This window comes from Nocardia australiensis, from assembly GCF_020733705.1.
Taxonomy (GTDB): domain Bacteria; phylum Actinomycetota; class Actinomycetes; order Mycobacteriales; family Mycobacteriaceae; genus Nocardia; species Nocardia australiensis.
Window position 1 is genome coordinate 2528390 of record NZ_JAJFZM010000001.1, and the last position, 25050, is coordinate 2553439.

The 25050-nt window shown below is 64.6% G+C and carries 17 protein-coding genes; 5 read left to right on the forward strand and 12 right to left on the reverse strand.

The window, feature by feature from the left end:
• Window positions 1-19: 19 nt before the first annotated feature.
• Entirely contained in the window at window positions 20-1012 is a 993-nt protein-coding gene (locus LKE06_RS11335; protein WP_227998574.1) for a GAF domain-containing protein, read from the reverse strand.
• 255 nt (window positions 1013-1267) lie between these two features.
• Here LKE06_RS11335 and LKE06_RS11340 point away from each other — a divergent pair, with 255 nt between their 5' ends.
• On the forward strand, window positions 1268-1834 hold the full coding sequence (locus LKE06_RS11340) for an NADPH-dependent FMN reductase (protein ID WP_227999408.1): 567 nt from the start codon (window positions 1268-1270) through the stop codon (window positions 1832-1834).
• On the opposite strand, the gene eccE is transcribed toward LKE06_RS11340, so the two are convergent.
• Window positions 1822-3471: a type VII secretion protein EccE gene (eccE, locus tag LKE06_RS11345; protein ID WP_227998575.1), complete on the reverse strand. Its 1650-nt coding sequence runs from the start codon at window positions 3469-3471 to the stop codon at window positions 1822-1824. The two genes, LKE06_RS11340 and eccE, sit on opposite strands and share 13 nt — an antisense overlap.
• Before the next feature lie 112 nt (window positions 3472-3583).
• Between eccE and eccB the strand changes: the two genes are divergently transcribed.
• A complete protein-coding gene (gene eccB, locus LKE06_RS11350) occupies window positions 3584-5068 on the forward strand; it encodes a type VII secretion protein EccB (protein WP_227998576.1) in 1485 nt (494 codons plus the stop codon).
• A 234-nt stretch (window positions 5069-5302) separates the two neighbouring features.
• Here eccB and mycP read toward each other — a convergent pair whose 3' ends face one another.
• Both mycP and eccD read right to left on the reverse strand, forming a co-directional pair.
• On the reverse strand, window positions 5303-6715 hold the full coding sequence (gene mycP, locus LKE06_RS11355) for a type VII secretion-associated serine protease mycosin (RefSeq protein ID WP_227998577.1): 1413 nt from the start codon (window positions 6713-6715) through the stop codon (window positions 5303-5305).
• 2 nt (window positions 6716-6717) lie between these two features.
• Window positions 6718-8184 (reverse strand): type VII secretion integral membrane protein EccD, encoded by a 1467-nt coding sequence (gene eccD, locus LKE06_RS11360; protein WP_227998578.1) that lies wholly within the window; start codon window positions 8182-8184, stop codon window positions 6718-6720.
• Between the two features lie 175 nt (window positions 8185-8359).
• Between eccD and eccCa the strand changes: the two genes are divergently transcribed.
• Together eccCa and LKE06_RS11370 are read left to right on the forward strand one after the other, a co-directional pair.
• The gene (eccCa, locus tag LKE06_RS11365) at window positions 8360-12400 is read left to right on the forward strand and encodes a type VII secretion protein EccCa (RefSeq protein WP_227998579.1); all 4041 of its coding nucleotides are present in this window, start codon (window positions 8360-8362) and stop codon (window positions 12398-12400) included.
• Complete coding sequence (locus tag LKE06_RS11370; RefSeq protein WP_227998580.1) at window positions 12400-13854, forward strand: type VII secretion-associated protein; 1455 nt, start codon at window positions 12400-12402, stop codon at window positions 13852-13854. The genes eccCa and LKE06_RS11370 overlap by 1 nt, the downstream gene beginning before the upstream one ends.
• 123 nt (window positions 13855-13977) lie before the next feature.
• On the opposite strand, the gene LKE06_RS11375 is transcribed toward LKE06_RS11370, so the two are convergent.
• The 7 genes from LKE06_RS11375 to LKE06_RS11405 form a co-directional block, all read right to left on the reverse strand.
• Entirely contained in the window at window positions 13978-14268 is a 291-nt protein-coding gene (locus LKE06_RS11375) for a WXG100 family type VII secretion target (protein WP_227998581.1), read from the reverse strand.
• A 33-nt stretch (window positions 14269-14301) separates the two neighbouring features.
• Complete coding sequence (locus tag LKE06_RS11380) at window positions 14302-14637, reverse strand: WXG100 family type VII secretion target (RefSeq protein WP_227998582.1); 336 nt, start codon at window positions 14635-14637, stop codon at window positions 14302-14304.
• A gap of 370 nt (window positions 14638-15007) precedes the next feature.
• Window positions 15008-16630 (reverse strand): serine/threonine-protein kinase, encoded by a 1623-nt coding sequence (locus tag LKE06_RS11385; RefSeq protein WP_227998583.1) that lies wholly within the window; start codon window positions 16628-16630, stop codon window positions 15008-15010.
• A gap of 196 nt (window positions 16631-16826) precedes the next feature.
• Complete coding sequence (locus LKE06_RS11390) at window positions 16827-18050, reverse strand: DUF7373 family lipoprotein (protein WP_227998584.1); 1224 nt, start codon at window positions 18048-18050, stop codon at window positions 16827-16829.
• Between the two features lie 66 nt (window positions 18051-18116).
• Window positions 18117-19316, reverse strand: coding sequence for a DUF7373 family lipoprotein (locus tag LKE06_RS11395; RefSeq protein ID WP_227998585.1), 1200 nt, complete (start codon window positions 19314-19316; stop codon window positions 18117-18119).
• A gap of 7 nt (window positions 19317-19323) precedes the next feature.
• Window positions 19324-20520 carry a DUF7373 family lipoprotein gene (locus LKE06_RS11400; RefSeq protein WP_227998586.1) on the reverse strand — a complete coding sequence of 399 codons (1197 nt, stop codon included), beginning with the start codon at window positions 20518-20520 and terminating at the stop codon, window positions 19324-19326.
• A gap of 311 nt (window positions 20521-20831) precedes the next feature.
• Window positions 20832-22034, reverse strand: a complete 1203-nt coding sequence (locus LKE06_RS11405; RefSeq protein WP_227998587.1) for a DUF7373 family lipoprotein — start codon at window positions 22032-22034, stop codon at window positions 20832-20834.
• 179 nt (window positions 22035-22213) lie between these two features.
• Here LKE06_RS11405 and LKE06_RS11410 point away from each other — a divergent pair, with 179 nt between their 5' ends.
• Window positions 22214-23518: an FHA domain-containing protein gene (locus LKE06_RS11410; protein ID WP_227998588.1), complete on the forward strand. Its 1305-nt coding sequence runs from the start codon at window positions 22214-22216 to the stop codon at window positions 23516-23518.
• 33 nt (window positions 23519-23551) lie between these two features.
• On the opposite strand, the gene LKE06_RS11415 is transcribed toward LKE06_RS11410, so the two are convergent.
• On the reverse strand, window positions 23552-24997 hold the full coding sequence (locus LKE06_RS11415) for a neutral zinc metallopeptidase (protein WP_227998589.1): 1446 nt from the start codon (window positions 24995-24997) through the stop codon (window positions 23552-23554).
• Window positions 24998-25050: the final 53 nt, after the last annotated feature.

Sequence of the window (25050 nt, forward strand, 5' to 3'; positions counted from 1 at the left end):
GAATTGCCGTGGTCCGAGGTCAGTCGCGGTCGCCGACGTTCAACTGGACCAGAGCGAACTCTGGTGCCGTCGAGCCCAGCGTCCCGCCGGGCAGTGGGGAGATCTCGAGGTCGGAGATGATCCAGCCGCCGTGTTCGGTGGCCAAGCGCACTCCGGTCAGCGATTCGTGTGGCGCTCCGGCCAGAATCGCCTTGCGCGCGGCCATGATTCGGGTGCGGTCGGCCGGGTGCGGCACGGTGCGTTCGTCGGTGCCGCACCCCCAGCGGACCTCGGGAAGTGGCTCGGTGACCCATCGGATCAACCGGACCTGCGTCGTATCGACAATCGCCAGATAGAGATTCGGCTGCGTGCCGTGAAGTAGGTCGAGGGTGGTTGCCTCGAATGATTTGCGTTGCGGCGGCACGCTTTCGGTGACATCGACCGCCACGCCGAGCCAGCGCTGCCGGTCCGGGACGTGATCACCATTGCGGGTGCCCATCAGTAGTGAACGCGGGCCCCGCGTCGAGCGCACCGTCGCCGTGCCCAGCCAGCGAGTGCCGGGTTGCGAGTGGGCTATCAGGGCCATGAGATCCAGTGCGCCGTCGAATCGTTCGACCATCTCGAACGATTCCGCACCGGCCCAGTGCGTGCGGGGAGTCTCGAAATCCGGTCCGAGGCCGTCGGTGTTCGACTCGATCCGTCTGGTCTTGGCATCGGAAACGAACGGGGCGACCCCGACCTCGGGCGGCGGATCCCCATCGCCGACCCAGAGCTTGACGGCATGTACATTCTCGCCCGGTCCGACCACCGGCACGGCGTGTAAACGTCGGCCCGACCACCCCAGCCGAGAAAGCGGCAATGTCTGATCCAGTGCTGCTTTCGATGCGTGCACCTCGGCCACGAGCGGTTGCAACCGACCCGGCACCGCTCGCGGAAACGACTTCCACGCGCGTGGCTGCGTCCCGACCGCGAGAACCGACCAGGTGTCGGCGCGGCCGAGTGTCTCGATCAGTAGCCATCGCCCGATGATCACTCCATCCCCTCCCGACCTCGATCTGAGTCACCCGCACGGGCTGATAGCCAGTGAATATGGTGCATGAGCCGCGGTCGAGGAGGTCGGGGAGGGGGGTCGTCATCGCTATTCACCGAGGTCGCGGCTCGGCGGTGCCGCCAACCCGCGCGCCCACTTCGGCCGCGAGGTCGGCATCTCACCCAGCGAATACCGCCGCTCGCACCGCGCTTCCCAGCATGAGGCCATCACGGGACGAGCCGGCCACCGCGTTAGGCTCTGGTCGTGGATACCCCGCTGCGGCTAGAGGTCATTGTGGCCAGTGTGCGTCCGGAGCGGTTCGCTCCCGTGGTCGCAAATTGGTTCCTGCGGATGGCGCGGGCGAGTATCGAATTCGATATCGGCGTCATCGATCTCAGGGATACGCCGTTACCGGTCGAGCTGACCGAGACCGACGCGGTGGCGGACTACCGGGCCAGGCTGGCGGCGGCGGACGCCTTCGTCGCGGTCACCTCCGAGTACAACCACGGCTATCCGGCATCGCTGAAGACCGCGTTCGACTGCGCGAAGCACGAATGGCGGGCCAAACCGATCGGATTCGTCTCCTACGGTGGGCTTTCCGGTGGTCTGCGCGCGGTCGAACAGCTGCGACAGGTGGTAGCCGAGATCCATATGGTCTCGATTCGCGAGACGGTCAGCTTCCACCAGGCCAAGAGGCAGTTCGATGCCGAAGGGCAAACCCAGGACGGCGCCGCCATCGACTCCGCCGAACGGCTACTACGCCAACTCGCTTGGTGGGCAACAACATTGCGTGCCGCCCGCTCGGTCGCCCCTTATCCGGGCTGATCCGCCATGGCCCTTCGGCCACGCGGGTTACCGATGTAGGTGGCCTCACGGGGGATGGACACCAGCGTGAGGTCGACCTGTGCGGTGCCGGTGCGCAGTACCACGTGGTTGCCGATCGCGCCGGGCTGATGGATCGAGAGGTCCGGCCGCGTCGCGGGCCAGCCCATCGGATCACCGGTCACATAGATCGTTGTGACACCGGCGTGCGGTGCGGGCGCGAGCACCCCGTCCACCACGGTCGCGGTGAAACCCGCGTCGGACTGGTGCGTTTCGACCGCGATGGTCAGCCGCTCCGGATTCGAGATGGTGTTCACCAGGTTTTCCCAGGCGTGCGCGCGGTCGGTGCGCACCAGGATGCGCTCGCCGACCGCCAGCGCGCGGAACACCAACTGCTGTGCCAGATACAGCTCACCGGCCACGTACACCGTCGAGATGCCGGTGCCGACGATACGGACCGCGACACCCTGTCCCTCGTCATCCGAGCCGATCAGCTGACCGCAACCCGAGGACGGCAGATGCAGCGCACCGATCACATCGATCGGATATTCGGCCACCGGGACGGTGTTGTCCAGTGCCGGAATGGCAAGTGGCAGATGGGCGAGCAGCCCATCACGATGACGACCGTTCATCGAGATCAGGCCCTTGAGCTTGATCCGCTCGGTCAGTTCGCGCGCGGTCAGTCGCCAGGCCGCGCCGATGCTCACCGACTCGGCCGAGCTGCCCGGACGCAGCCGCACCGCGACCGTGGTGCCGCGCGAGGGCGCCACCCACAGCTGGGCGAGCAGGTCCGAGCCGAGCCGTTTCGGGTCGACCGCGCTGCCGATGTTCACATTCCTGCCGATTTCGGCAAAACGCCAGCGGTGCGTCAGCGTGCGCGGGTCGAAGCCCGCGGTGATCTGCAGGATGGCCTTACGGATTTCCGGCGCTGTGAGGATTCGAGCGCCGCAGTCGGCGTCTTCGAGGGTGCGCATAATCCGTTGCGTGGCAATGGTTACCGCGCGCGAGGCGCCTTCGCTGCCGCCGCCGCGCCTGGCCGCGGCGTCGGGGCAGGCGATGGCGTCGAAGCTGATGGCCAGCCACACGGTGCGATGCGCCGTGGCGGGCAGCGGCCCGAGCAGCGATTCGTAGATCTTGCCCGCGGGCGTACCCGAGCGGCTGCGGTGGCCGTGACTGATGATGTCGATGCCGCTGAGCAGGATGTCGTGCTGGTTGAGGCATTTCGCCAGTTCCGGCAGCGGCAGCAGGTGCGAGGCGTGCACGGTGGTGCGGGCGATGCGGGTCAGCCCGCCCTTGGGAGCGAGCACCTCGACGACGGTGACGACTCTGGTGCCGTCCCAGTACAGCCCGAGCGAGCGGCCATCGGTGCCGCGGAAATCGACGGTGTCGCCGATCTCGTAATCACGGTGAGTGATATAGCGCCACCAGGTCGCGATCCAGTCGAGCAGTGTGCGCTTGGCGATCGGAATCAGCGGGATCGCCGCGGCCGCCACGGCGACCGCGAGCGCGGGCCAGCCAGGGACACCGGCAACCAAGGCGATCACGCCGGCTACCAGCCCGATGATCTGCGCGACCAGCAGATTTCGCAGTGAGATGCGTCCGAGAAGCGGACGTGGTCCCGCGCCGGCTGATTCGGCCATCATCGTCCCCCAAGCACCCGATATCGGCCGCTTCCTACCGGCCGAGCTGAACAAGAGTCCTCGGGAACTGTACTGTGTTCCGCGAACGTGAGCACTGTTCGGGGGAGGAAACATGCCTTCAAAACCCACTACTCGCTGGCAGGTGAGCGGCTACCGCTTCCTGGTGCGGCGGATGGAGCACGCCCTGGTGCGCCGGGACGTGCGAATGCTGCACGACCCGATGCGATCTCAGTCGCGCGCGTACGCCGCCGGACTGGTGCTTGCCATCATCGTGCTGGCCGGTTGCGGCGTGCTCGCGCTGTTGCGCCCACAAGACAAGATCGGCGACAACAAGATCCTGGTGGGTAAGGAATCCGGCGGCGTCTACGTGGTCATCGACAATGTCGTGCACCCCGCGCTGAATCTGGCCTCGGCACGGCTGGCCGCGGGCGAAGCCGCCAAACCCGCCGTTGTCAAGGAGTCCGAGCTCGGTAAGAAGGCGCGCGGTCAGCTGATCGGCATTCCAGGCGCCCCCTCATCGCTGCGCTTCGGCACCGACGACAAGGGCCGCGTCTGGAGCGTGTGCGACCAGCTGAAGAACGACGGCAGTAAGGATCTCACCACCTCGGTGGTCGCCGGTGATCCCGAGCTCGGTGAGAAGGCGTCGGTCATGGGCAACGACAAAGCGTTGCTCGTGCAGGGTAAGGACTCGACATACCTGGTGTTCGGCAACAAGCGGGCCAAGGTGAAACTGACCGAACGCGCCGTCACCGACGCACTCGGCATCACCGGCGAAACCGCGCGGCCGATCGGGGAGGGGCTGCTCAACGCCATCCCCGAGGTGCCGGAGATCAAGGTGCCCGAAATCGACGATCCAGGTGGTTCGGTGAACTACTCGGTCGGCGGCCATCGAATCGGCGATGTGGTGGAGGTGCCGACCCAGCCCGATACCCATTACGTGGTGCTCTACGACGGCCTGCAGCAGATTTCACCGTTGACCGCCAACATCATTCGCAACCGCTACAAGCCGACGTCGGCGACCACCACCATCGATCAGGCCGATAAGACCGACGCGCCGGTCTCGCACGCCTTGCAGGTCGACTCCTACCCGCCGAGCGCGCCGAAGGTCATCGAGTCCAAGGATCAGCCGGTCAGCTGCCTGTCCTGGGAGCCGATCGCCGCCGCCGCGGACAACAAGGACGGCAACCGGGCCACGCTGTCGGTGATAACCGGTGTGGCGCTGCCGATTCCGGATAACGCCAAGACCGTGCCGCTGGCCCAGGCCGATGGTTCCGGCGGTAACGCGGACTCGGTGTACATTCCGCCGGGTACCGGAATGTACGTCCAGAGCACCGGCATCGAACCCGACAGTCGCCGCAAGGACAGCTCGTTCTACATCGCCGACACTGGCGTCCGTTACGGCATCAAGAACAATGAATCGGCAAAGGCACTCGGGATGGACTCGGAGAAGAATGTGAAGCCCGAGCCCGCGCCGTGGCCGATCGTCGGACTGCTCGCGCCCGGCCCGAGTATGGGCCGCGAAGAGGCGATGGTCGCGCACGACGGTGTCGCGGCGGATCCGTCACCGTCGAAACAGCCTGTCGCATCGGCGAAGTGAGCTCGTAGCGTCGCTCGATACGGTGATGGTGCGGGGGTGGGTGGCCGAGTAGGTCACCCTGCGGAATTCGCTTGCTGAAATCGTCCACTCGAGGTGAAACCGGTGCTGGACAGCGGTTTTCATTTTGACGTCGGGTCGGCGTCGGGTCGGTATGGTGCGCGCCGGGGTGGGGACGCGGCTCAGTATGCGGACGCGCGTCAGCGGCGCACGTAATGTCCGTACGCGCCGCTGAATTCACATGTCGTCGGAGGTCATTCCGAACCGGCGCCGTATCGGGAACGAGGCGAGATAGCCGAGAATCAGGGCCGTCACGATGACCCCGGTACCGATCAGCGCGACATTGCGGGCCCGGTGATCCGGTGCGGGCGCCGGTGCGGGCACCGCGAGCTGACTGCTCTTGGCCGGGCTCGGGCGCTTGGGTGGTAGCGGACCGGTTACCTCATTGGTCAGCGCCGCGGTCGGGTCGACCGCGCCGTATCCGATGTAGGGGTTCCAGCCCTCGGCGGGCGCGTGCGCGGTGGCCTGAATGCGCTTGATCACCTCCAGCGCGCTCAGCTCGGGGAAACGCGCGCGAACCAGCGCGACCACTCCCGACACGATCGGGGTGGCAAAGCTGGTGCCGTTCATTGTCTGTTGCTCGCCGCGCGCGTTGACCGAGCCCGTGGCGGTACCGCTCCCGCGCGGGTCCAGCGAGGTCATGTTCTCACCGGGTCCGGCAACGCCGAGCCATGGACCTGGCACGGTGAATGAGGACGGCGCGCCGTTGGCATCGATGGAACCGACCGCGAGCACGTAGTCGTCCCAGCGGGCCGGGACGACATTGACCTTGACCTTGCTCCATGGATCGCCGGTCGGATCGAGCGGATCGATGACCGGGTTGTCGGTCTTGCAGGTGCCATCCTGATTGCCCGCGGCGACCACCACGACCGCGTTCTTCTCCACTGTGGCGTACTGGACCGCGGCGCCGATCGATCCATCGACGTCACCCGATGTGCCACACCAGGTTTCGGAGATATTGATGACGCTGGCGCCGTGGTCGGCGGCGCGCCTGATCGCCGAGGCCATGGTCGGCAGGTTGCCGTAGCCCTCGGGAAGGTCGTCGGGATTGCGTTCTCGCGAGCGGCCTTCCTTCTGATACATCTTGCTCGTCTGCCGGATACTCATGATCCGCGCCTCGGGCGCAACTCCCGAAAAGCCTTGACCCTCAACCTGTGTCGCGGCGATCAGGCCCGCGACGAAGGTGCCGTGAGCGTCGCAGTCATCGGTGCCATCGCCCGAGTTCGCGACGAAATCGCCCCCGGCCTCGAGGGCGGGCAGCCGGGGATGAGGGGAAACACCGGTGTCGATGACAGCGACCAGCTGCCCCTGGCCCTTGGAGAACCGCCACGCGCTGTCCAGATCGAGCGACCGCTGTGCGGCCGGGATCGTGGGTCCCGCCCCGCCGGAGACGGTGGAGGAGCACACGGAGTTCGCCGGCACCTCGGTCTTCTCGGGCGGCGCGGCGGGGTCGCCCGCGGGCAGCAGGCTCGGGTCGACCGGCGGTGGCCGGTCGGCATGCGCTACACCCTCCCCGGCGCCGAGCCCGAAAGACGCACTCAGGCCGAGTGTTACGGCCACGGCCGCGACGCGCACGGCCGAGACACCCACTTTCACAGCCCGCGGACGAGAGAGTAGAGCGAGGCCACCCAGAAAACCAGCGGCAGCACGGCGGCGACGAAGGTGTACTCGAGCAGCTCCACGCCGCGACGCATCGGCGGCGTCGCCGACTGGTTCGGGACGATGATGCCGAGGATGAGCGCGGCGACCAGCATGACCATCGCCGCGCCGAAAACGGCCAGCGGCTGCTCCATATTGATTCCGGCGACCACCAGCATGACCAGCACGATCGCGGCACCGCCCGCGATCAGCACCACCGCCTGTTCGGCGCCGGCATAGGTGCGGCTGCGGAACATCAGCACCGTCGCGCAGACCAGGGCCAGTGCGATGCCCTGCCAGTACGGGCTGCTGTCGCCGGGGTCGGTCGCCGTCAGCGCGCCGACCACCGTGACCAGCGTCGTCGCCGCGACGAGGCCGCCGAGATACATCCGGGCCCGCTCCGACTTCACCCGCAGCGCGTCCATGGTCGGCAGCGCGCGGTGATCGTCGGGATCGTCCTCGGTCGGGTCGATCGGGGTGCCAGGTGAGGGCACCGGCGGCAGCGGCAGTTTCGCGAGCAGCATGGAAATACGGGGCGCCAGCGAAAGCCCGGCGAGTCCGAGCGCACCCGCGACCGCGCCGATCGCGCGCACCGGCTGGTCGGTGAGCAGACCGACAAGCGCGGCCGGAACCGCGTACACCGCAAGGGTGCTCGTGCCGATGAACAGGGCGAGGCCGACACCGGTCACGCGCCATGCCAGGATCGCGGTCGCGCCGAGCAGCGCCGAGCCGAGTAGCAGATGCGCACAACCGTAGTGATCGGGCACGAGCAGCATGCCCGCGGTGAACGCGGCCGGTAGCGCGCAGCCGCCGAGTACGAGTGCCGTCGAGGTGTCGCCGTACATGCGGCTGAGCACCATGCCCGCGACAACCAGCAGGATTGCCACGGCCAGCGCGATCGCTCCGGTTATGTACCCGGGCAGCGCGTCGTGTGAAAGCAGTAGGCCCGCACAGCCGACGATCATCGTGATGGCAGCCAGGACCGAGCCGGTTATCCGCGCGACCTTCGGGGTCCAGCTGCGGTAGTGATCGGTGTCAGCGATCGCGACGTTGTACATGATGTCGTCGAACAGCGGCGTCGGCGCGGTGTGCGAGGCGCTCTCCAACATGAGCAGCTCGCCGTCGCGTACGCCGTGCTCACCGAGGCTCAGCGAGTTGGAGAACGGGGGATGACCGATCCGGGCGAGTACCCATTCGGCGGGCTCGAAGCGTTCGCCCTCATTATCGAAGTCATTGGTGCGGCTGTGCTGAGCGACCATATCGACCACACTCGGGATCACAAGTGCGACCGGCACATCGACCGGGATCGCCATATCCACCTGGGTGTGCTTCGCCAAAATCGTCACGCGGGCGAGATCTGGCGCCCGGACGATCCCCCGCGAGGATTCCTCGTCGATGTGGTCAAGTCGCGCGTGTGTCAAGCTTCCCCCAACTCGGTCTTCTACCTCGTGTTTCCGCAACTGTCATACCCGGGGGGCGAGCTTGCGAACCCACGGTTCGGGCAGCAGAATGCTGGTCGAACTGTACGACATGTCAGCTGCCGGCTCTACACTGAGCCCGAAAGTGCAGTTGTGAAGAGGGGGGATTTTTCATCCGATGAGCACCGTCCGGTTCCAGCGCCGTGCGCGTCGTGAGATGCCGCGTACCCCCGGCGGCGAGGTCACGCTACAGCCGCCGCCCGAGATCCCCCGGGTGACGCCGGGCAGCTTGATCAGCAAGCTGATGCCCGTTGTCATGGTGGTCGGTATGGGCGGGATGATGGCCCTGATGTTCACCCAGGGTGGTGGCATCGCATCGAACCCGATGTCGATGATGTTCCCGATGATGATGGTCTTCTCCATGGTCGGCATGTTCGCAGGTCAGGGTGGTGGCAAGGGGGCGAAGGCCGCCGAGGCGAACGAGGACCGCAAAGACTATCTGCGCTATCTCGATCAGGTGCGCAAGGACGTCGACGAGACCGCCCAGCAGCAGCGCTCTTCGGTCGAGTGGAGTCATCCGGAGCCGGGTCTGATCTGGATGCTGGCGGGTACCAGCCGTATGTGGGAGCGTCGCGCGGGCGACAAGGACTTCTGCCACGCGCGCATCGGCATCGGCGGGCAGCGATTGGCCACCCGCCTGGTCGCGCCGGAAACCGGCCCGGTCGAAGAGCTGGAGCCGATCGCGGCGGTGTCGCTGCGCCGTTTCGTACGCGCGCACTCGACCGTCCCCGATCTGCCCACCGCGATCGCGGTGAAGGGCTTCGCGACCATCGCCCTGGACGGCGATCGCGGCGAGGCCAGGGAAATGACGCGCGCAATGCTGTTGCAGCTGTGCATGTTCCAGGCGCCGGACCAGGTGCTGGTCGCCGTCGTTTGCGGCCCGGACACCACCCGCGAGTGGGAATGGACCAAATGGCTGCCGCATACTCAGCACCCCGACGCGCAGGACGGCATCGGCACCCAGCGGATGTTCTACGGTTCCATTCGCGAGGCCATGGCAGGCCTGCATCCATTGCTGGCCAACCGCGTCCGGTACTCGCGTAACCAGCCGGCGAACGCCAACCTGGTCCATATCGTCATCGTGGTCGACGGCGGTCTACTCGAGGCCGAGGACGATCAGCTGCGCGAATCCGGTTACGAGGGTGTCACTCTCATCGACTTGTGCGGGTACGCCCCACGTTTAGCGGTCTCGCGCGGCATCAAGATGATCGTGGAGAACGGTGAATGCGTCGGCCGCGGCGCCACCGGCAACCAGGAACGTTTCGCGCTGATCGATCGGATCACCCCGCAACAGGCCCAGCAGGTCGCGCGGCGGCTGGCGCCCTATCGCGCGGCGACACAACGCAGTAGCGATGTCGAGGTCGACGACTCCGAGGTGATCTCGTCGTGGTCGCAGTTGATGAGCCTCGGTGATATCGGCACGTTCAACCCCGAACACGCCTGGCGGCCGCGCTACGGTCGTGAGCGGCTGCGCGTCCCGTTCGGTGTCGGCGCCGACGGCCTCCCCGTCGAACTCGACATCAAGGAAGCCGCCGAGAGCGGTATGGGTCCGCACGGATTGTGCATCGGCGCAACCGGTTCGGGTAAGTCCGAGTTCCTGCGCACCCTGGTGCTGAGTCTGCTCGCCACTCATTCGCCGGATCAGCTCAACCTGGTGCTCGTCGACTTCAAGGGTGGTGCGACGTTCCTCGGTCTCGACGGGGTGCCACACGTGGCGGCCGTCATCACCAACCTCGAGGACGAAGCGGACCTGGTCGATCGGATGCGTGACGCCCTGGCCGGTGAGATGAATCGGCGCCAGGAAGTGCTGCGTCAGGCGGGCAACTTCGCCAACGTCTCCGAGTATGAGAAGGCCCGCGCGGCGGGCGCCGACCTCGACCCGCTGCCCGCCCTGTTCGTCGTGCTCGACGAATTCTCCGAATTGCTCACCCAGCACCCGGATTTCGCCGAACTATTCGTAATGATCGGCCGCCTCGGCCGCTCGCTGCATGTGCACCTGCTGCTGGCTTCGCAGCGACTCGAAGAAGGCAAACTGAAGGGCCTGGAGAGTCACCTCTCCTACCGAATCGGTCTGAAAACCTTCTCCGCCAACGAATCTCGCCAGGTGCTCGGTGTCCCCGACGCCTACAACCTGCCCGGTGTGCCCGGTGGTGGTTATCTCAAGTCCGACTCCGGTGAGATCCAGCGCTTCCAAGCGTCCTACGTTTCGGGCCCCTACGTCGGTGGCGGTTCGCAGCGCGAGGTCACCAGCGCCGGGATCGCCGGTGGTGAAATCGACGTGAAGGCACGTCGATTCGCCGCAACCCATATCGATTTCCGGCCCGCCGACCGGATTCCATTGCCCGCGGTGCCGACCCACGAACCCGAGCAGCAGTCCGAAGACGGCGAGCAGGTCTCCAACCTGAATATGCTGGCTTCCCGCATCAGCGGTCACGGCCGCCCGGCGCACGAGATCTGGCTGCCACCACTGGACGAGGCGCCCACCCTCGATCAGCTGATTCCGCGCTCCATCCTCACCGGCGAATACGCCGCCGTCGCGACGCTGCGCGCGCCCATGGGAATTGTCGACCGGCCCTACGACCAGCGGCGCGATCCATTGGTGGTCGACCTGTCCGGCTCGCGCGGCAATGTCGCGATCGTCGGCGGCCCCCAGTCCGGCAAGTCGACGGCGTTGCGCACCATGATCATGGCGCTCTCGCTGACCCACACCGCCGAACAAGTGCAGTTCTACTGCCTCGACTTCGGTGGTGGCACCCTGGCCAGCCTGCAGGGCCTGCCGCATGTGGGTTCGGTGGCAAGCCGATTGGACGAAGACAAGGTCCGCCGCACCATCGCTGAGATGAACACCATTGTCCGTTCGCGTGAGGCCCGCTTCCGCCAGCTCGGCATCGAATCCATGGTGGAGTTCCGTCGCCTGCGGGCCATGGACCCCTCCAGCAGCCCGGCCGCGGCCGGCGCCCACGAGGACGCGTTCGGCGATGTATTCCTGGTGATCGACGGTTTCGGCTCCATTCGCCAGGACTTCGATCCACTCGAGCAGCCGATCATGAACCTTGCGGTGCAGGGCCTTTCCTATGGTGTACACGTCGTCATCGCCCTGGCGCGCTGGGCCGAGGCACGTCCGGCATTGAAGGACCAGATCGGGACCAGGATCGAGCTGCGGCTCGGTGATCCGATGGACTCCGACCTGGGTCGCAAGTTCGCCGCGCTGGTTCCGCAGGGTCGTCCCGGTCGCGGTATGACACCGGAGTGCCTGCACATGCTGACCGGTCTGCCGCGCATCGATGGCAGCTCCGACCCCGACAATCTCGGCGCGGCGGTGGGTGACGCGGTCGCGACGATCGCCCGCCTGACGCCGGGTAGGCACGCGCCAGCGGCGCGCATGCTGCCGGAGATGTTGCCTCGCGAGCAATTGCTGCAGCTGGCCGGGAACTGGCCCTCGCAGCTCGATCCGGAAACCAAGAACATGCGGATTCCGCTCGGTATCAACGAATCCGAACTCGCACCGGTCTATCTCGACTTCAACGAGAGCCCGCACTTCATCGTCTTCGGTGACACCGAGTCCGGTAAGACCACACTGTTGCGTTCGATCATCGAGGGCATCGCGGCGGCGAACACCCCGAACCAGGCTCGCTTCATTCTGGGTGACTATCGGCGCAGCATGCTCGGTCTGGTGCCCGATGGCTACCTCGCGGGTTATGGATCGACCGCACCCCAATTCACCCAGAACATGGCCGATCTCGCCGCTTATGTCAGCCAGCGGACACCGGGGCAGGATGTCACACCGCAGCAGTTGCGAGACCGTTCCTGGTGGAGCGGGCCGGAACTGTTCGTCATCGTGGACGACTACGACCTGGTCGCCACCTCGAGTGGTAACCCGGTCTCGGTTCTGGTCGAACACCTGCCGCACGCCCGTGACCTCGGTTTCCACCTGATCATCTGCCGCCGTTCCGGTGGCGCGAGCCGCGCCATGTACGAGGCCACGGTGGCACGTATGAAGGACCTCGGCTCGGCTGCACTGATCATGAGCTGCAACAAGGACGAGGGCGTACTTATCGGCACCACGCGTCCGGGCATCAAGCCGCCGGGCCGCGGCACCTACGTCACGCGCAACAGCGAGGATCTGATTCAGCTGGCGTGGATGTCGATGGAGGAATGATGCGTGCCGTTGACCTGGTAGTCACCGATACGCGTATCTGGGCGCGCGGTGCGGCGACGCATTGGGATGTGCCGCCGTCGGTGGTGCTCGGAAGTGATGGGGACCTGGTCGTGGGCGAGCCACTGACGCCGCCGACCCAGGTCAGCTCGGCCGTCGCGTTCATCGCGGGGGAGCGGATCGCGCTATTACCGCGCGTCCCAGCGGTTTCCGAGGCGATGACCTCGGTCATCGGCACGGTGCTGCGGAACCTGAACGTCGAGACCCCGTGCGACCGGGTCACGGTCGTGTGCCCGACCGAGTGGGGTGCACGCAAGCGCGGTGTGCTGGATGCCGCAATTCGCCGTTTCGCGGGCGATGTCGTATTCGAGGACATGGCGATTCGCGCGGTGGCGGTCGACGAGGGCACCGGTCGCAGCCGGCGCACCGTGGTGCTGGAATTCGGTTCGCTCTCCACCACCGCCACCGCCGTGGTGCGTGATCATCAGGGTGCGCATATCGAATCCTGTGAGTACGAACCGAGTCTCGCGCTCGCCGACCTCATTCCGGATTCCCGTGGCATCAATGAACTGGCTGCCCTTATCGGTCGGCTGCTCGCGGGCCAGCCCGCCGATGTCGTTCAGACGGTGGGTGTTTCGGATCCAGCGAAGCTCGATCTGATCCGCGCGGCGGTTCAGCCTTCCGGTGGGCCCGCCATCGAAGTGCGGCCGATCGCTGGCGCCGATCTGGTGCGTGGACCGCAGCCCCAACCCGGCTACCGGCCCGACGCCGCCCCGGCCCTGCCTGCCACGGAATGGATGCAGCCGCTGCGTCAGCGCGCGGCCGCCCAACAGGCGCCCGCCCGGCGCAGAAACATCTATATTGCCGCTGGTGCGGCGGCGGTGATCGTGGTGACCGCGGCGGCGATCGGTGTCGTCATCGCTACCGGCTCCGACGACAACCCCGCCGCGGTCGCCGCCACCTCGACGCCGGTACCCGCTACGCTCCGGCCGACGGCCGAGGCAAAGCCGTCACCGAGCATCGCGCCCAACTCGTCAACGGAAACCATTGGGCGAGTACGGTTCCAGATCCCACCGGGTTGGCGCACTGCCCAGGTGGCCGATCCGGGTAAGCCGCGTGTCGACCTGGTCCCCGAAGACGGCAGCCGCATGCGGATCACCGTCACCCAGACTCCGGTGGTCACGGGAACCGGCTACGAACAGGTCGCCGCGAACCTCGAGACGCAGCTGCGGCAGAAGCCGAACGGCACGCTGACCGACCTGAAACGAGACCAGGTTTTCGGCGGCAAGTCCGGACTGTCCTACATCGAACACCCCACCGACGGATCGACGGTGCGCTGGCATGTGCTCGTCGAACACGGTATGCAGGTCAGTACCGGGTGTCAGTACGTCGATAACTGGGAAGCGATCGCGCCGCCCTGCGAGCTGGTCGCGTCGTCGCTGATTGTCGCTCCGTAAACCGTTGTGCCAGTGGGACATTCAGATGTTCCGCCGGTTCGGGTCGCGTTGGTGATCGCAGGCTATACAAATAACTCGTGCCCCCGGCGTTTGCCGGGGGCACGAGTTGGTCCGAGTCTCGGCTCAGAAGATGTTCGACAGCGCGACGTCGGTGCCCTGCAGCTCCGAGTTGCCGCTGCTGACGAGCTGACCGGCACCCACCAGGGTGGCGTGCAGCTGCTCGGACATCTGGTTCCAGTTCGCCTGGAAGGCGGCGAATGCATCGTTCGCCGCACCCTGACCGTAGGTGTTGACGTACTCTTCGACCTTCTTGTTGAAGGACTGGAGTTCGGAGGAGATCCCCTCGGCGCGCTTGATGATCTGCCGAGCGCCGTCCTCGACGCCGTCGAAATGAGCGGAGATAGGCTTTGACATTATTCAGGCTCCTTATTCTGTGATTCTGGCGGACTAGACGGCAGGCAGGTCGAGGCTGGAAACCTGGGCTTGGACCTTGCGAGAGAACTCGTCATCCTGGCCCTCGAACGACGTCCCCATCTTGACGAGCTTCTCGCCGGTCTCCGCCAGCTTGTCGTTCATCTTGTCGGCCTGGTAGTAGTACCGCTCCATAAAGGCGTTGAACGCATCACGTGCCTGGCCCTGCCAGTTGGCGCCGTTGGTCACGTTGTCTTCGTCGGTCTTCAGCTGCCTGATGGCGAGCATCAGGTTGTTGTGCTGCTCTTGGAATTCCTTCGCCTTGGCGTCGATAATCGTCTTATCGGCTACGAGCTTGCCATTGCCGGACATTGTGGCTCCTCCTGCTCTTGGTCAACATCCCTGAGTGTCAGCTGACTCGTTCATATGGTTGGACGCGCCCAATACTCGATCGGTTCCATCCGGTTCGGAGGAATCTGCCGGATCTAGCGCGTCCCTATGGCCCTCAATGCGTTGTCGACTGCCTACGTCACGGTCGGAGGGTCTGATGAGATCCCCCGGACATCTCCGGACCGCGGTGTCGTCGCGTCGGTCGCTGCCAGCACACGGCTCCCCTCCTTCCCCCTGCTCGCTACCACCTGAACTGGCGAGTGGGCTGGCTGCGAACACCCTACCGAACCGTGAGCTGCCCCGTCTACCAGCGGAACACAATCGGCGTGGGCCGCGGCGGCCGGATCGAGCGCTACTTGACGACTTTCGCGATGACCGGAACCATCTTGTCGGCCAGCGTGTCGTTGGACTGTCCGGTCCACACCTGGAATGCCTGAATGGTGGATGGATCGTCGACCACAACGACCTTCGCCGAGCTGTTCAGAATGCTGCTCGGCAATCCGCGTAGACCGCCGTTCCCGGCCTCACTGTCGGTACGAAGCACGATGATGACCTCGGTGTCGTTGTCCGTCGAATAGCTGGTCGGCGACAGCGTGCGAGGCGATTTCTCGTCACCGACAGCTTTGTATTTCGGGTTGTAAACGAACCCGATGTTCTGCAGGAACTTGGCCTGCTCACTGGGATTCAGCACTGCCGACAGCGTGGAGTTACCGAAGTTGAAGGCAGTGACCGTCTTTCCCGAGAATTGCGGGTTCGCATTGCGAACCTGAGCCAGTTTGTCGCTGCCACCACCACCTCCGCCGGACCCATTGTTGGTGAAGAAGACCGTTCCTGCCGCGACGGCGATAGCGACGACGACGGCAACGATCGCTGGCACCAGAAACCGGCGCAGGGGTGAGCGCGGGTTGCCATTGCGCTGCGTCGTGACCAGCCGCTGGTCGCTGTCCGTGCGCGGCGGCTGCTGGTATCCGGCGACCGGGGTACGGGGATCGGTGCCGTACGCGGTGGCCGGAGTTGTGTGTGCGGTGTTGCCGTATCCGGCGACCGGGTTGTGCGCGGCGGTGCTGTACCCGGCGATCGGTGTGCGCGGGTCGGTCGAGTACCCGGTCTCGGGGGCCCGATACTGATTGCCGTGCAGCGCGGCCTCGGCCGCCTGGACGAACTCGCGGCAGGTGTTGTATCGATCGGCCGGATCCTTGGCCATGACCTTCTCGATCACACCATCGAGTGCGGCGGGCAGGCCGGGGCGAATCGCACTCAGCTTCGGCGGCGGCTCGTGGAGGTGACCCATCATGACCACGGCGGGCAGGGTCGACGGATAGGGGTTCTGGCCGGTGAGCAGTTTGAACAACGAGCAGCCGAGACTGTAGATGTCGGTGCGATGGTCGAGGCTGGTGCCGACCAGCTGCTCCGGTGAGGCATAGGCGACGGTCGCCATGAAATTGCCTGTGGCCGTGAGGTCTTGGCCGTCATCCGACGACTTGGCGACGCCGAAGTCGGTCAGCAGAATCCGTTCTTCGTCATCGTCGGCGTCGACGACCTGGATCAGGAAGTTGGCCGGCTTCACATCGCGATGCAACAGTCCGCGCCGATGGGCGTAGTCCAAGCCTTTGCCGACCTCGGACACGATGCGCAGCGCGCGCTGCGGCGTCATCGCCGTCGGCCCCTTCTTAGCCTCTTCGGCGGCGTCGGTGCCCTCGACGTACTGCATGGCGATCCACAGCTGACCGGTCTCTTCGCCACGGTTGTAGACCGCGACGATATTCGGGTGGTCGAGCCCGGCCGCCAGGTTCGCCTCGCGCTCGAATCGGGCGCGGTATTCGTCGTCGGTGGACAGATCGGCGCTGAGAACCTTCAGGGCGTCGCGACGCGGCAGAATCGGATTCTGGGCCAGATATACGGTGCCCATACCGCCCGCGCCGAGGACCTGTAGTACCCGGTAGCCGCCTACGATTGCGCCGGGCCGCAACGCCATTCGGTCCTCCTCAACGATGTCGAATGCCCGAGCAAGCGAGCCTTCCGGAAAAATCTAGCAAGTCACCGCGAGGTATTCGACTCGCGTCCGTCTCGCATCCGCCAGTGCGCGACCGGTGTTTCGCGCCCACGGATGAACGAGGTAGTTCAGCATCCTGCGGGCCTCGAGGTCCTGGATGTTCTGCACGCGATCGCCGTCAACGACTCTGGAGCAGTGCGTACTGCGCGGAGATCTTTTGGTGCAGGTCTTGGACCTGCTTGCCGAATGCCTGCACAACGTATCGGTCGACCTGGAAGATGCAGACATTCATAATTGTGGTGACGGTGTCTCCGGACTGGGATGTATCCGCGTAGCACTCGACATGATCACCGACCCCGGCCGGGACATCGACGGACTTCCTACCCGGCTTGGACCTTGTCGACGGCTGCCACTTCGCGTAGAGATCCTCCGCGCCTTTCGATGTCTTGCTGCGGAAGACCACCGCGTCGCCGAATGAAATCAGATCGACCCCGTGGTTCTCGATATTCGACAGCGTTTCCGGGCTGCTGTTGAGCAGTGTCAGTGCCCCGCGGCCGGTGAATACGCCATCGGGCTCGGCGCGAATGGGCTTCTCCGGATTGCTGGGGATGGTGCGCCCGAGCAGCCCCTGCGGGTCGAGCGGGACACGTGACAGTTCGCCGGCCGGTGTCGGCTGGAATTTGTCGAGCAGGGGCAGCTGCACGTCGATCATTCTTTCGACCTGGTTTGTCAACGCGGGCAGGTCGGGTGCGGAGGTATCGTCCACGACCTTGATGTAGATGACATAGCGATCGTGCACCGTCCACGCGCCGACCGAAGAGATGTCAGGGCGCCAATGTGCCGTGGTATTCGGCTTGTTGATCGGCACCGGCTGGTTGTCGTGGTTGTAGGTGAAGTCGTCATGTTCGAGGGTCGGGCCGACCTCGCCTGCGGTCTTCGCATCCGGAAACATCAACACCGCGATATTCAACGTGCGCCGCTTGGCATCCCGTTCGCCTCCGGTCTGCCAGGCGTTGACCCACCCCGCCACCAGGTCCTTGGCGACATCGTCGAAGGTGTCGTTGATGACCAGGCTGCCCAGGGTCTTCCGATTCAGCACGACGTGCGGACTGATCCCCCAGGCATCCTCGGCATATGACGGGTCGGCCTCATAGGGCAGGGCGACGAAGTCCGCGAGCCGCTGCGCTTCCCGGGCCCGAGCCTGCTTGTCGCTCTTGGCATTTCCCACTTCGCGTGGCTTGGTTTGATAGTTGCCGACGTCCAGCTTCGACACGTCGGGCTCCACCCGTGTCGCGGTGCCGGGCACCGCCGAGCCACAGGCGACGACGCCGAGCGTGAGCGCTCCGGCTGCGAGCAGGGCCGACGCGGCACGAATCGGTTTGAATTTCATGGCGAGCGTCATGCCCTCCCCTTTTGTTCGCATAGTGCTGCGGAATTCATTTCACCGCACGATCGAATTGGCGTCGGCCTATCTTCCGTAGGTCAGTAGTTTGTACTGCGCTGCCGTTTTCTGGTATAGCTCCTGAACGTTATTTCCGTGCACCCACGCGACGTATCTATCGTATGTTATGTAACACGCCGGGGGATAGTAGTAGGTGTCCGCCTTGGGGTCCGATCGATCGATGCACTTTACGCCGGGCATATTGGGTGGACTATCCATCGGCTTGAAGTTGTCGGTGTCCTGACTTGATAATGCGGCTGCCAATCTGATCGCGCTATTGGAATCCTGGGTGCGATACAATCGCGCCCCAGCGATTGCGACCGAATCGACGCCCGCATCGTCGAATGCGGCCTTCGCGAGGTTAGGATATTTCTCGGTGTGTATCGTTGCCTGTTTCGGTGCGGCCATCGACGGGTCGAAATTTCCACTGTACTTGTCTTTTTCTTCGATCGGCAGCGTGCGGGCGAGCAAGCCGTCGGCATCGATCGGCAGCGATCCGAGCTGATCTGCGGGCGTGGGTGAATAACCCTTCAGCATTTCGACCTGTTTGTTGAATGATTTTCGCGTCAATTCAATGAGTGGCGCCGTATCGACTGGCTCGCTGATCGGATCCGTGACGTGTACCAGCAGCAGCATTGTGTCGTGTACCAGCAGTGAATCCAGGTATTTCTTACTGATCGACCATTTTGCGAGAGCCTGCGGGAAGTCCGGGATCGTGACGGGTTCACCCGGTGTGTCCTGCGCCTGGCGATCGCCTATTTTGCGAGCTGCTGTCTCGGCTTGTGCGGCCGTCGAGAATCGCAATGATTGTAGGACCATCTCGGTGCCCAGGCCCGCTTGTCTACGGCGTTCACCGTTCGTTTCCCAGCCAGCGACGAATCCTTCGGCCAAGTCATCGAATTCACTTGCCTCGTTCAATGAGTAGACGTACGGCCGCATTCCGGGCATCACGCGACGTTCGGTCGATCTCAACCGCTGAAAAATGAACCGGCTGTCCACGTCGATAGGGAGCGGGCTGGCATTTCCTATGCGGATTGCTTCCAGTGCTGGACCAGAATATTGCGTCCTGACTTGTTCGGAATCGCGGGGTGTTGTCGGGAAGTTGCCGGAGTCGAGCTTTGAAACATCGATGGTGGGAGTTGTGACGTCCGGGTCTGAGTCGCCACATCCGGTCGTCATCGCAATTGCGGCAGCAACGACAATGCACAGGCTGTATCGGAATCGCATTTTGGACTCACTCGCTCTTCGCCAGGATCGCGTATTGGGCGGCGGCGCGCTGATACAGTGCCGAGTCCAACCGTGTTCCCAGTGGTGTTCTCGCCAATACCACGGCGACGTACCGTCCGTACACGACAGCGCAGAGTTCATTGAAACCTCTGGTGTCATCGTTCGCATCGAGATTTAAGCATTGGGCGTCTGGAATTCCCGGGGGTGATGAAATGGCTTCATCATTCTTTCCGGGCTTGGTCAAAGCGGTCTGTAGGCGGAATGCGGCTGCCAAATCGCGTGTGCGGTAGACGATCCCGCCGCGACGCCCGACCAGATCGACCCCGCTCTCCTCGAACGCTCGCTGGATCTCGATCGGGTTTCTTTCGAAATGCAGTTCCCCGGACGGCTCGAAGTAGCCGAAGTCGCTTTTGCTGACGAATGGGTCACTGTAGTCCAGTGCTGGGGGCAGTGCCCGCCGCATGATGTTGTCCGGATCGATCGGCAGGTCGAGCAGGTCGTCCAAGGGGATCGGTTTCTGCTGATCCAAGCGAGCGATCTGTAGGTCGAGTGTTTTGCGGATATTGCTCGCGAGACCGGCTTGGTTCGGTTGTGGGACACCGGTATTGGTCACGATCACGTACGGTCCGTGAGCGACGAACGATATGGCGGTAATGTCGTCGGCGGACGATGCTCTGGCATCCGGGTATCCCTCGACCGGAACCGGATGGCGTTCGGGTGTGCCCGTGATCCGATCGAATTGATCGGCAGCCTCTTTGCCTGCGGCGTCGGTCGGGAAGCGCAGGACCGAGATGATCAATTTCCTGCGGTTTCGCAGATCGTAGTTGAGACCGGAAACGTACACTCCGGCGAGTAAGTTGTTGTCCTGTGCGACAGGGCGGTACTTCTCCGGGAATTGCTCCTCGCCGATCATCGAGTCGACACCGGACATGAATTTCAGATTGCTGCTGGTGACGATTTCGCTATCGACCTCGAAAGGATGTACGAGGTAGTTGAGCATCCGACGGGCTTCGATCAGTCGTACATCGTCGTAGCTGTCGATGTCCGGGTCATAAGCACTCGGCTCAGGCGTATAAGCCCCCACTTTCAACGCCGCCAGATCCACCGGTGTCAACCCCGGCATCGCGGTGCCCGTCACACTCGTCGAGCAGCCGGCCACCGCGGTCGCGGTGAGTACCGCGACCAGCCCGCCTTTGAATCTCATTCTTCCCCCGTTCCGGCGGACCTTTCGCCATTGCCCGTTCGTGAGTGTCGGCGCGGGGCGGCAGGTCTCGTACCCACCCCGCTGTTTCCCACAGTTCTGGCGGGATCCTACTTCACCCCGATACCTGTGCCCGGTGTGTGCGGACCCCGCATTCCGGTAGCCTGCCGCGGTCACGACGGCAACCGAAGACTTCCGCCGGTTGTGCACCGGCCCCTCCCCGAGGTCGATCCGGTCCACGCGGATTCTATGTCACAGTGCCCAACCGCGCAGCCGCACACAGTCGTTCGACGCACGCGCCGAAGGTCGTGGCGTCACAGACTATTGGCTAACAGTGCGTACTGGGCCGCCACTTTCTGTCGCACGTCGGGTTCGGTGTCACTGGTGACAACGCCGACGTACTTCTTGTACGGCACATAACACCGGTATTTGTAGTCCTTATCCGGATTGCCGCTGCTATTGAGCTGCAAGCACTTCGAGTCCGGGACGTCATTGGGGGCGGTGATCGGGTCGAACGTGGCGCTTACGCTGCTGATGAGTCCGTCGATGAGTCGCCCGGCGGCGACGGAATCGCGCACGCGGGTAACGGAACTGGCGTCGACAATGGCGACTCGGTCGGCGCCGGTGTCTTGCAGCAGGCGTCGCCGGACGGTTTCATCGTCGGCGGCGTTGATCAGGTAGTTCGCGCCGTAGACGGCGAATCTGTCGCCATCGGGGGTGTGGTCGCTGCGGTCGGACACCGCGACACGGGCCAGCAATCCTTCGGGATCGACCTTCAGGCTGTCGATCTGGTTCTGCGCGGTGGCCTGGAATTTGTCCAGTTCGGGAACCTCGACGGCGAGCGTGCGATCGACCCAACTGAGCAGGTCGGCGTCGTCGGCCTTGGGGCGTTTGACGAAAAGCGAGATGACGAACTGCTTGTACGACATGAAGGTACCAATGGTGGGAATGCCTGGGCGCCAATGGTTGTAGGAGTCCGGGTACTTGTTCGATGCGACCTTGCGGTTGTCGGGGGAGACCGCCATGTCGGTGTCCTCGAGTTCCTTCGCGGCGAGTTTCGCTGTCGCCTCGTCGGGGAAACGCAGGACGACATTCGTGACCGAGGTGGCCTCCGCCGACGGACGGCTTTGGCCCGCCGGGTCCGGCCGGTCCGCGCCGATGGAGGCGAATCCGACGACCATCTTTCGGTTTTCCAGAACCGGTTTGGAGACGTTGGCGAGGAAGTCGATGGCATCGTCGGGTGTTGCGATCAGGGAGCTACCACGGCCGTAGGTGAGCGTCGGGTCGATCTGCACGGCGGGGGCCACCGCATCTGACATGCGCATACCTTCGAGTAATGGTCCGTGGGTGCCCGCATCCTGGTGGTACTGGTGGCGATCGACCTGATAGGTACCGACCTCGAGCATGCGCACATCCGGTTCGCCCGCGGTCGGTGCCCCCGGCACGCTGCAACCCGCCAACACTCCCACCAGTGCGACACCTGCCGCGGTAAAGCCGAGACGCGACATTCGAACCATGACAGGCCCCTCATTCCTCCCGTACGTGCACAGAAAGTTACCCCACGAGCGCCGCGATGGTTCGGCCGTTTCTGTTGCGGAATGCACTTGATGACAACAGACACAGAGTTGTCGCTGTGCAATACCCTGGTGTGCGTGCCGACGAACCTGTACCTTGTGCCCGCCGGGGGCCGATACCTTTGAAGGATCGTCAGGTCGAGGTTGTCGTCGGTGCTCACGTCGTCGCACGGGTCGCGGGTGCGGTGGTGGTCGTCGCGCATCGTGGGCCCGGTCGGCCGACCCCGCAATCACCCGCTGTAGTAGCCCTGCAATCGCTCGCCGAACTGATCCGCGAGACGTCCGAGCAAGAACCGAGCGGTCCCGGTGCGCTGATGGCGCGGCAGGCGACACGATGGTTGATGAAAGACGCGGAACAGATCAGCCCGGGTGAGCCGATCGACTTCGGGATCCTGTCCACGGCCCGTGGTGGCGGCACAGCGATCTTCCTGCACGGCTCGATTACCGCGGTGCTGGCCGGTGACGGCACCTATGAGCAGTATCGGGGCAGCGACGCCGCGTTCACTGTCGATCGTGTTGCGGCGGTGCCCGATACGGCGGTCGCATTGTTCGTCGACGACACCACGGGCCGCATTCCCGAGCTGCCAGGGGAACGGGGGATCGGCTGGCTGGTCGAGGGCATCGCGCTAGCGGGCGGGGCGATCGTCTGGTCCGACGAGGTGCGCAATCGGTCCGCGGCCGGTGGCCCAGGTGGCGCGCACTGGTCGCCGCCGCCGACCGCCCGCATCGATTCGGAGCCGGTGCGATCGGAGGAACCGGCGCGAACGGCGCAACCGGAAGATCCGTATCCGACCGGGACACAAGCCTCGACCGCGATGCTCGATGCCACCGGGAATCCATCCGATGACCTGCATCACGCGCCGACCCAACAGGGCGGCACCAATCCGGCCCCGGCGCCGGATCCGAGTTTGCAGCGCAGGCTGGAAGCGACCGCGAAGGCCACCACCATCGCAGTGAAGGTGATGGGATTCAAGTGTGCGCGAGCGCATCCCAGCGATCCGCGCTCGGCGTTCTGCACGGTTTGCGGTATGCCGGTGGACCAAACGCAGCCGCTGATCGAGGTGGTTCGCCCGCCGCTGGGCATGTTGATCCTCGATGACGGTATGACCTACATGCTGGCCGCGGACGCGGTGGTCGGTCGCGATCCGGAGCATTCCGAGCAGGCCAGGCGTGGGCTCATCCCGCTGAAGGTCGAAGACTCCTCCGGCGGCATGTCCCGTGCGCACGCCGAGGTTATCCTGGTGAATTGGGATGTGACCGTGGTGGATCGGGGATCCACCAATGGCACCCGAACCCGCCCGCCCGGCTATCGCGATTGGGTGCGGCTGACCCCCAATCAGCCGGTGCAGTTGGCCCCGGGTGCCGAGGTGATGATCGGCAACCGGGTGCTGCGATTCGAGCCCGCGGCTCCGCCACCATTCGGGTAACGGGCCCCATTCGGGTCAGCGGCGTCCGGCCGATCAGGAATACCGTGACGTGCAGGTGTTTTCGCCGTTGAGTACGCCCGCGCGAAATGCGTCGACGCGGGAGAATCCGCTCGGCACCGTCTTGCCCTGGACATCACTGGCGGCGAGTCCGTCGGTGAGCAGACCGGATACCGCCTCGTCCAGATCGCCGGGGGACAGTGTGATATCGCCTTGTGAGACGGGCCGATTCGGCTCAGCGAGTTTGCCGGTTGCCACGCCGGACAGGCACGCCGCGCGCAATCCGGTCTTCGCGCCGACCAGCGGTTGGCCGTGGCTCTGCTGGACGGCGAGGGTGTAGCGGGAGATGAATACGACGTAGCCGTTGTAGTCGCCGGTCACCTTCAACGGCAGCGGATCGTCGGCATCGGCATTCGAGAGGCCGCGCTGGGCCAACTCGGGAACATCGGTCGCGATGGTGTTCTTGTCGGGGCAGTAGGAGACGGGCTCGGTGGTTACGCCGTTGCGGCAGTCGATCTTTGCGCCGGAGTAGTTGTAGGACGGTGCGTTCCGGACCGGCAGGATCGCGGCCAGCGCCTTGCTGAGCTCGACCAGGTTGTCTTTGGTGATCGTGTATTCGCCGTGGCTCTGGTCGCCGGCGAAGCTCTGTGGCAGGTTGCCCCGCCGCTGCGCGATCTCATCGATGTTGATGCTCTTGCAGCCCTTTGGTCCATCGGTGAAACCGATCTGGACGGCGGTTACTCGTTCGAATGCCGAGCCGTGCACGCTCTCCGGGTCGTCGGGGTTGGAGTCGCGGATGGCGACGGTCGCGGCGAGCACGGAATTCAGGCCGTCGGAGGTGTTGATGGTGAAGTGCTCGGCATTGCCTTCGGCCACATGCCGAATGAACGCGCCCGCGAAGCAGTCGGCCTGCTGTTCCTTGACGATCACCGGGTCTTTGGTGCCGACGATCTTGGCCATGCTTTGGATGGCGTGTCCGTATTCGTGGGCGAGCACCATCACCACCGACATTTTGCCGAAGGTTTCTTCCATCGTCGGCAGCAGTACCGACCGGTCCCAGCCGATGGAGTTGTCCAGCCTGCAATAGGCGGCGTTCACCAAGCGGTAGGTGGATTCCTTGCAGAACTCGTGCGACTGGCTCTTCGGCGCCTTCGCACTCCATGACAGCAGCTTGTCGACCGGTTTGAACTCGCCCGGAAATTCCTTGCCGAACTCGGCACGCCAATAGGTCTGGATGTCGTCGACGGCGTTGAGCGCGAGCGTGTCGGTCGCGCTGCCATCGCCGTTGGTCGCGGTGAGGGTGGTGTCGGGGATATCCGAGCGCGGGCCACTCGGTCCGTTGGTGGTCGGCAGCCCCGCCACTTTGAACGGGTCGTCGTATACCGAAACCGCGCGCCCGTCCACCAATCTGGTACAACCCGCCAACAACGTCACAGCACACAGCACGGCCGTAATGACCGTGGTCGCTTGGAGTTTCGGCAAGGCTCCCCCTCGTCGGCCGGTAGCGCATTCATATCGGTCGCCGGATCGGGGCA

Coding starts and splice junctions, on each gene's coding strand:
- eccE (WP_227998575.1), bottom strand. CDS start 3,471: ATGGCCGAATCAGCCGGCGCGGGACCACGTCCGCTTCTCGGACGCATC.
- eccB (WP_227998576.1), top strand. CDS start 3,584: ATGCCTTCAAAACCCACTACTCGCTGGCAGGTGAGCGGCTACCGCTTC.
- eccCa (WP_227998579.1), top strand. CDS start 8,360: ATGAGCACCGTCCGGTTCCAGCGCCGTGCGCGTCGTGAGATGCCGCGT.
- LKE06_RS11370 (WP_227998580.1), top strand. CDS start 12,400: ATGCGTGCCGTTGACCTGGTAGTCACCGATACGCGTATCTGGGCGCGC.
- LKE06_RS11375 (WP_227998581.1), bottom strand. CDS start 14,268: ATGTCAAAGCCTATCTCCGCTCATTTCGACGGCGTCGAGGACGGCGCT.
- LKE06_RS11380 (WP_227998582.1), bottom strand. CDS start 14,637: ATGTCCGGCAATGGCAAGCTCGTAGCCGATAAGACGATTATCGACGCC.
- LKE06_RS11385 (WP_227998583.1), bottom strand. CDS start 16,630: ATGGCGTTGCGGCCCGGCGCAATCGTAGGCGGCTACCGGGTACTACAG.
- LKE06_RS11390 (WP_227998584.1), bottom strand. CDS start 18,050: ATGACGCTCGCCATGAAATTCAAACCGATTCGTGCCGCGTCGGCCCTG.
- LKE06_RS11395 (WP_227998585.1), bottom strand. CDS start 19,316: ATGCGATTCCGATACAGCCTGTGCATTGTCGTTGCTGCCGCAATTGCG.
- LKE06_RS11400 (WP_227998586.1), bottom strand. CDS start 20,520: ATGAGATTCAAAGGCGGGCTGGTCGCGGTACTCACCGCGACCGCGGTG.
- LKE06_RS11405 (WP_227998587.1), bottom strand. CDS start 22,034: ATGGTTCGAATGTCGCGTCTCGGCTTTACCGCGGCAGGTGTCGCACTG.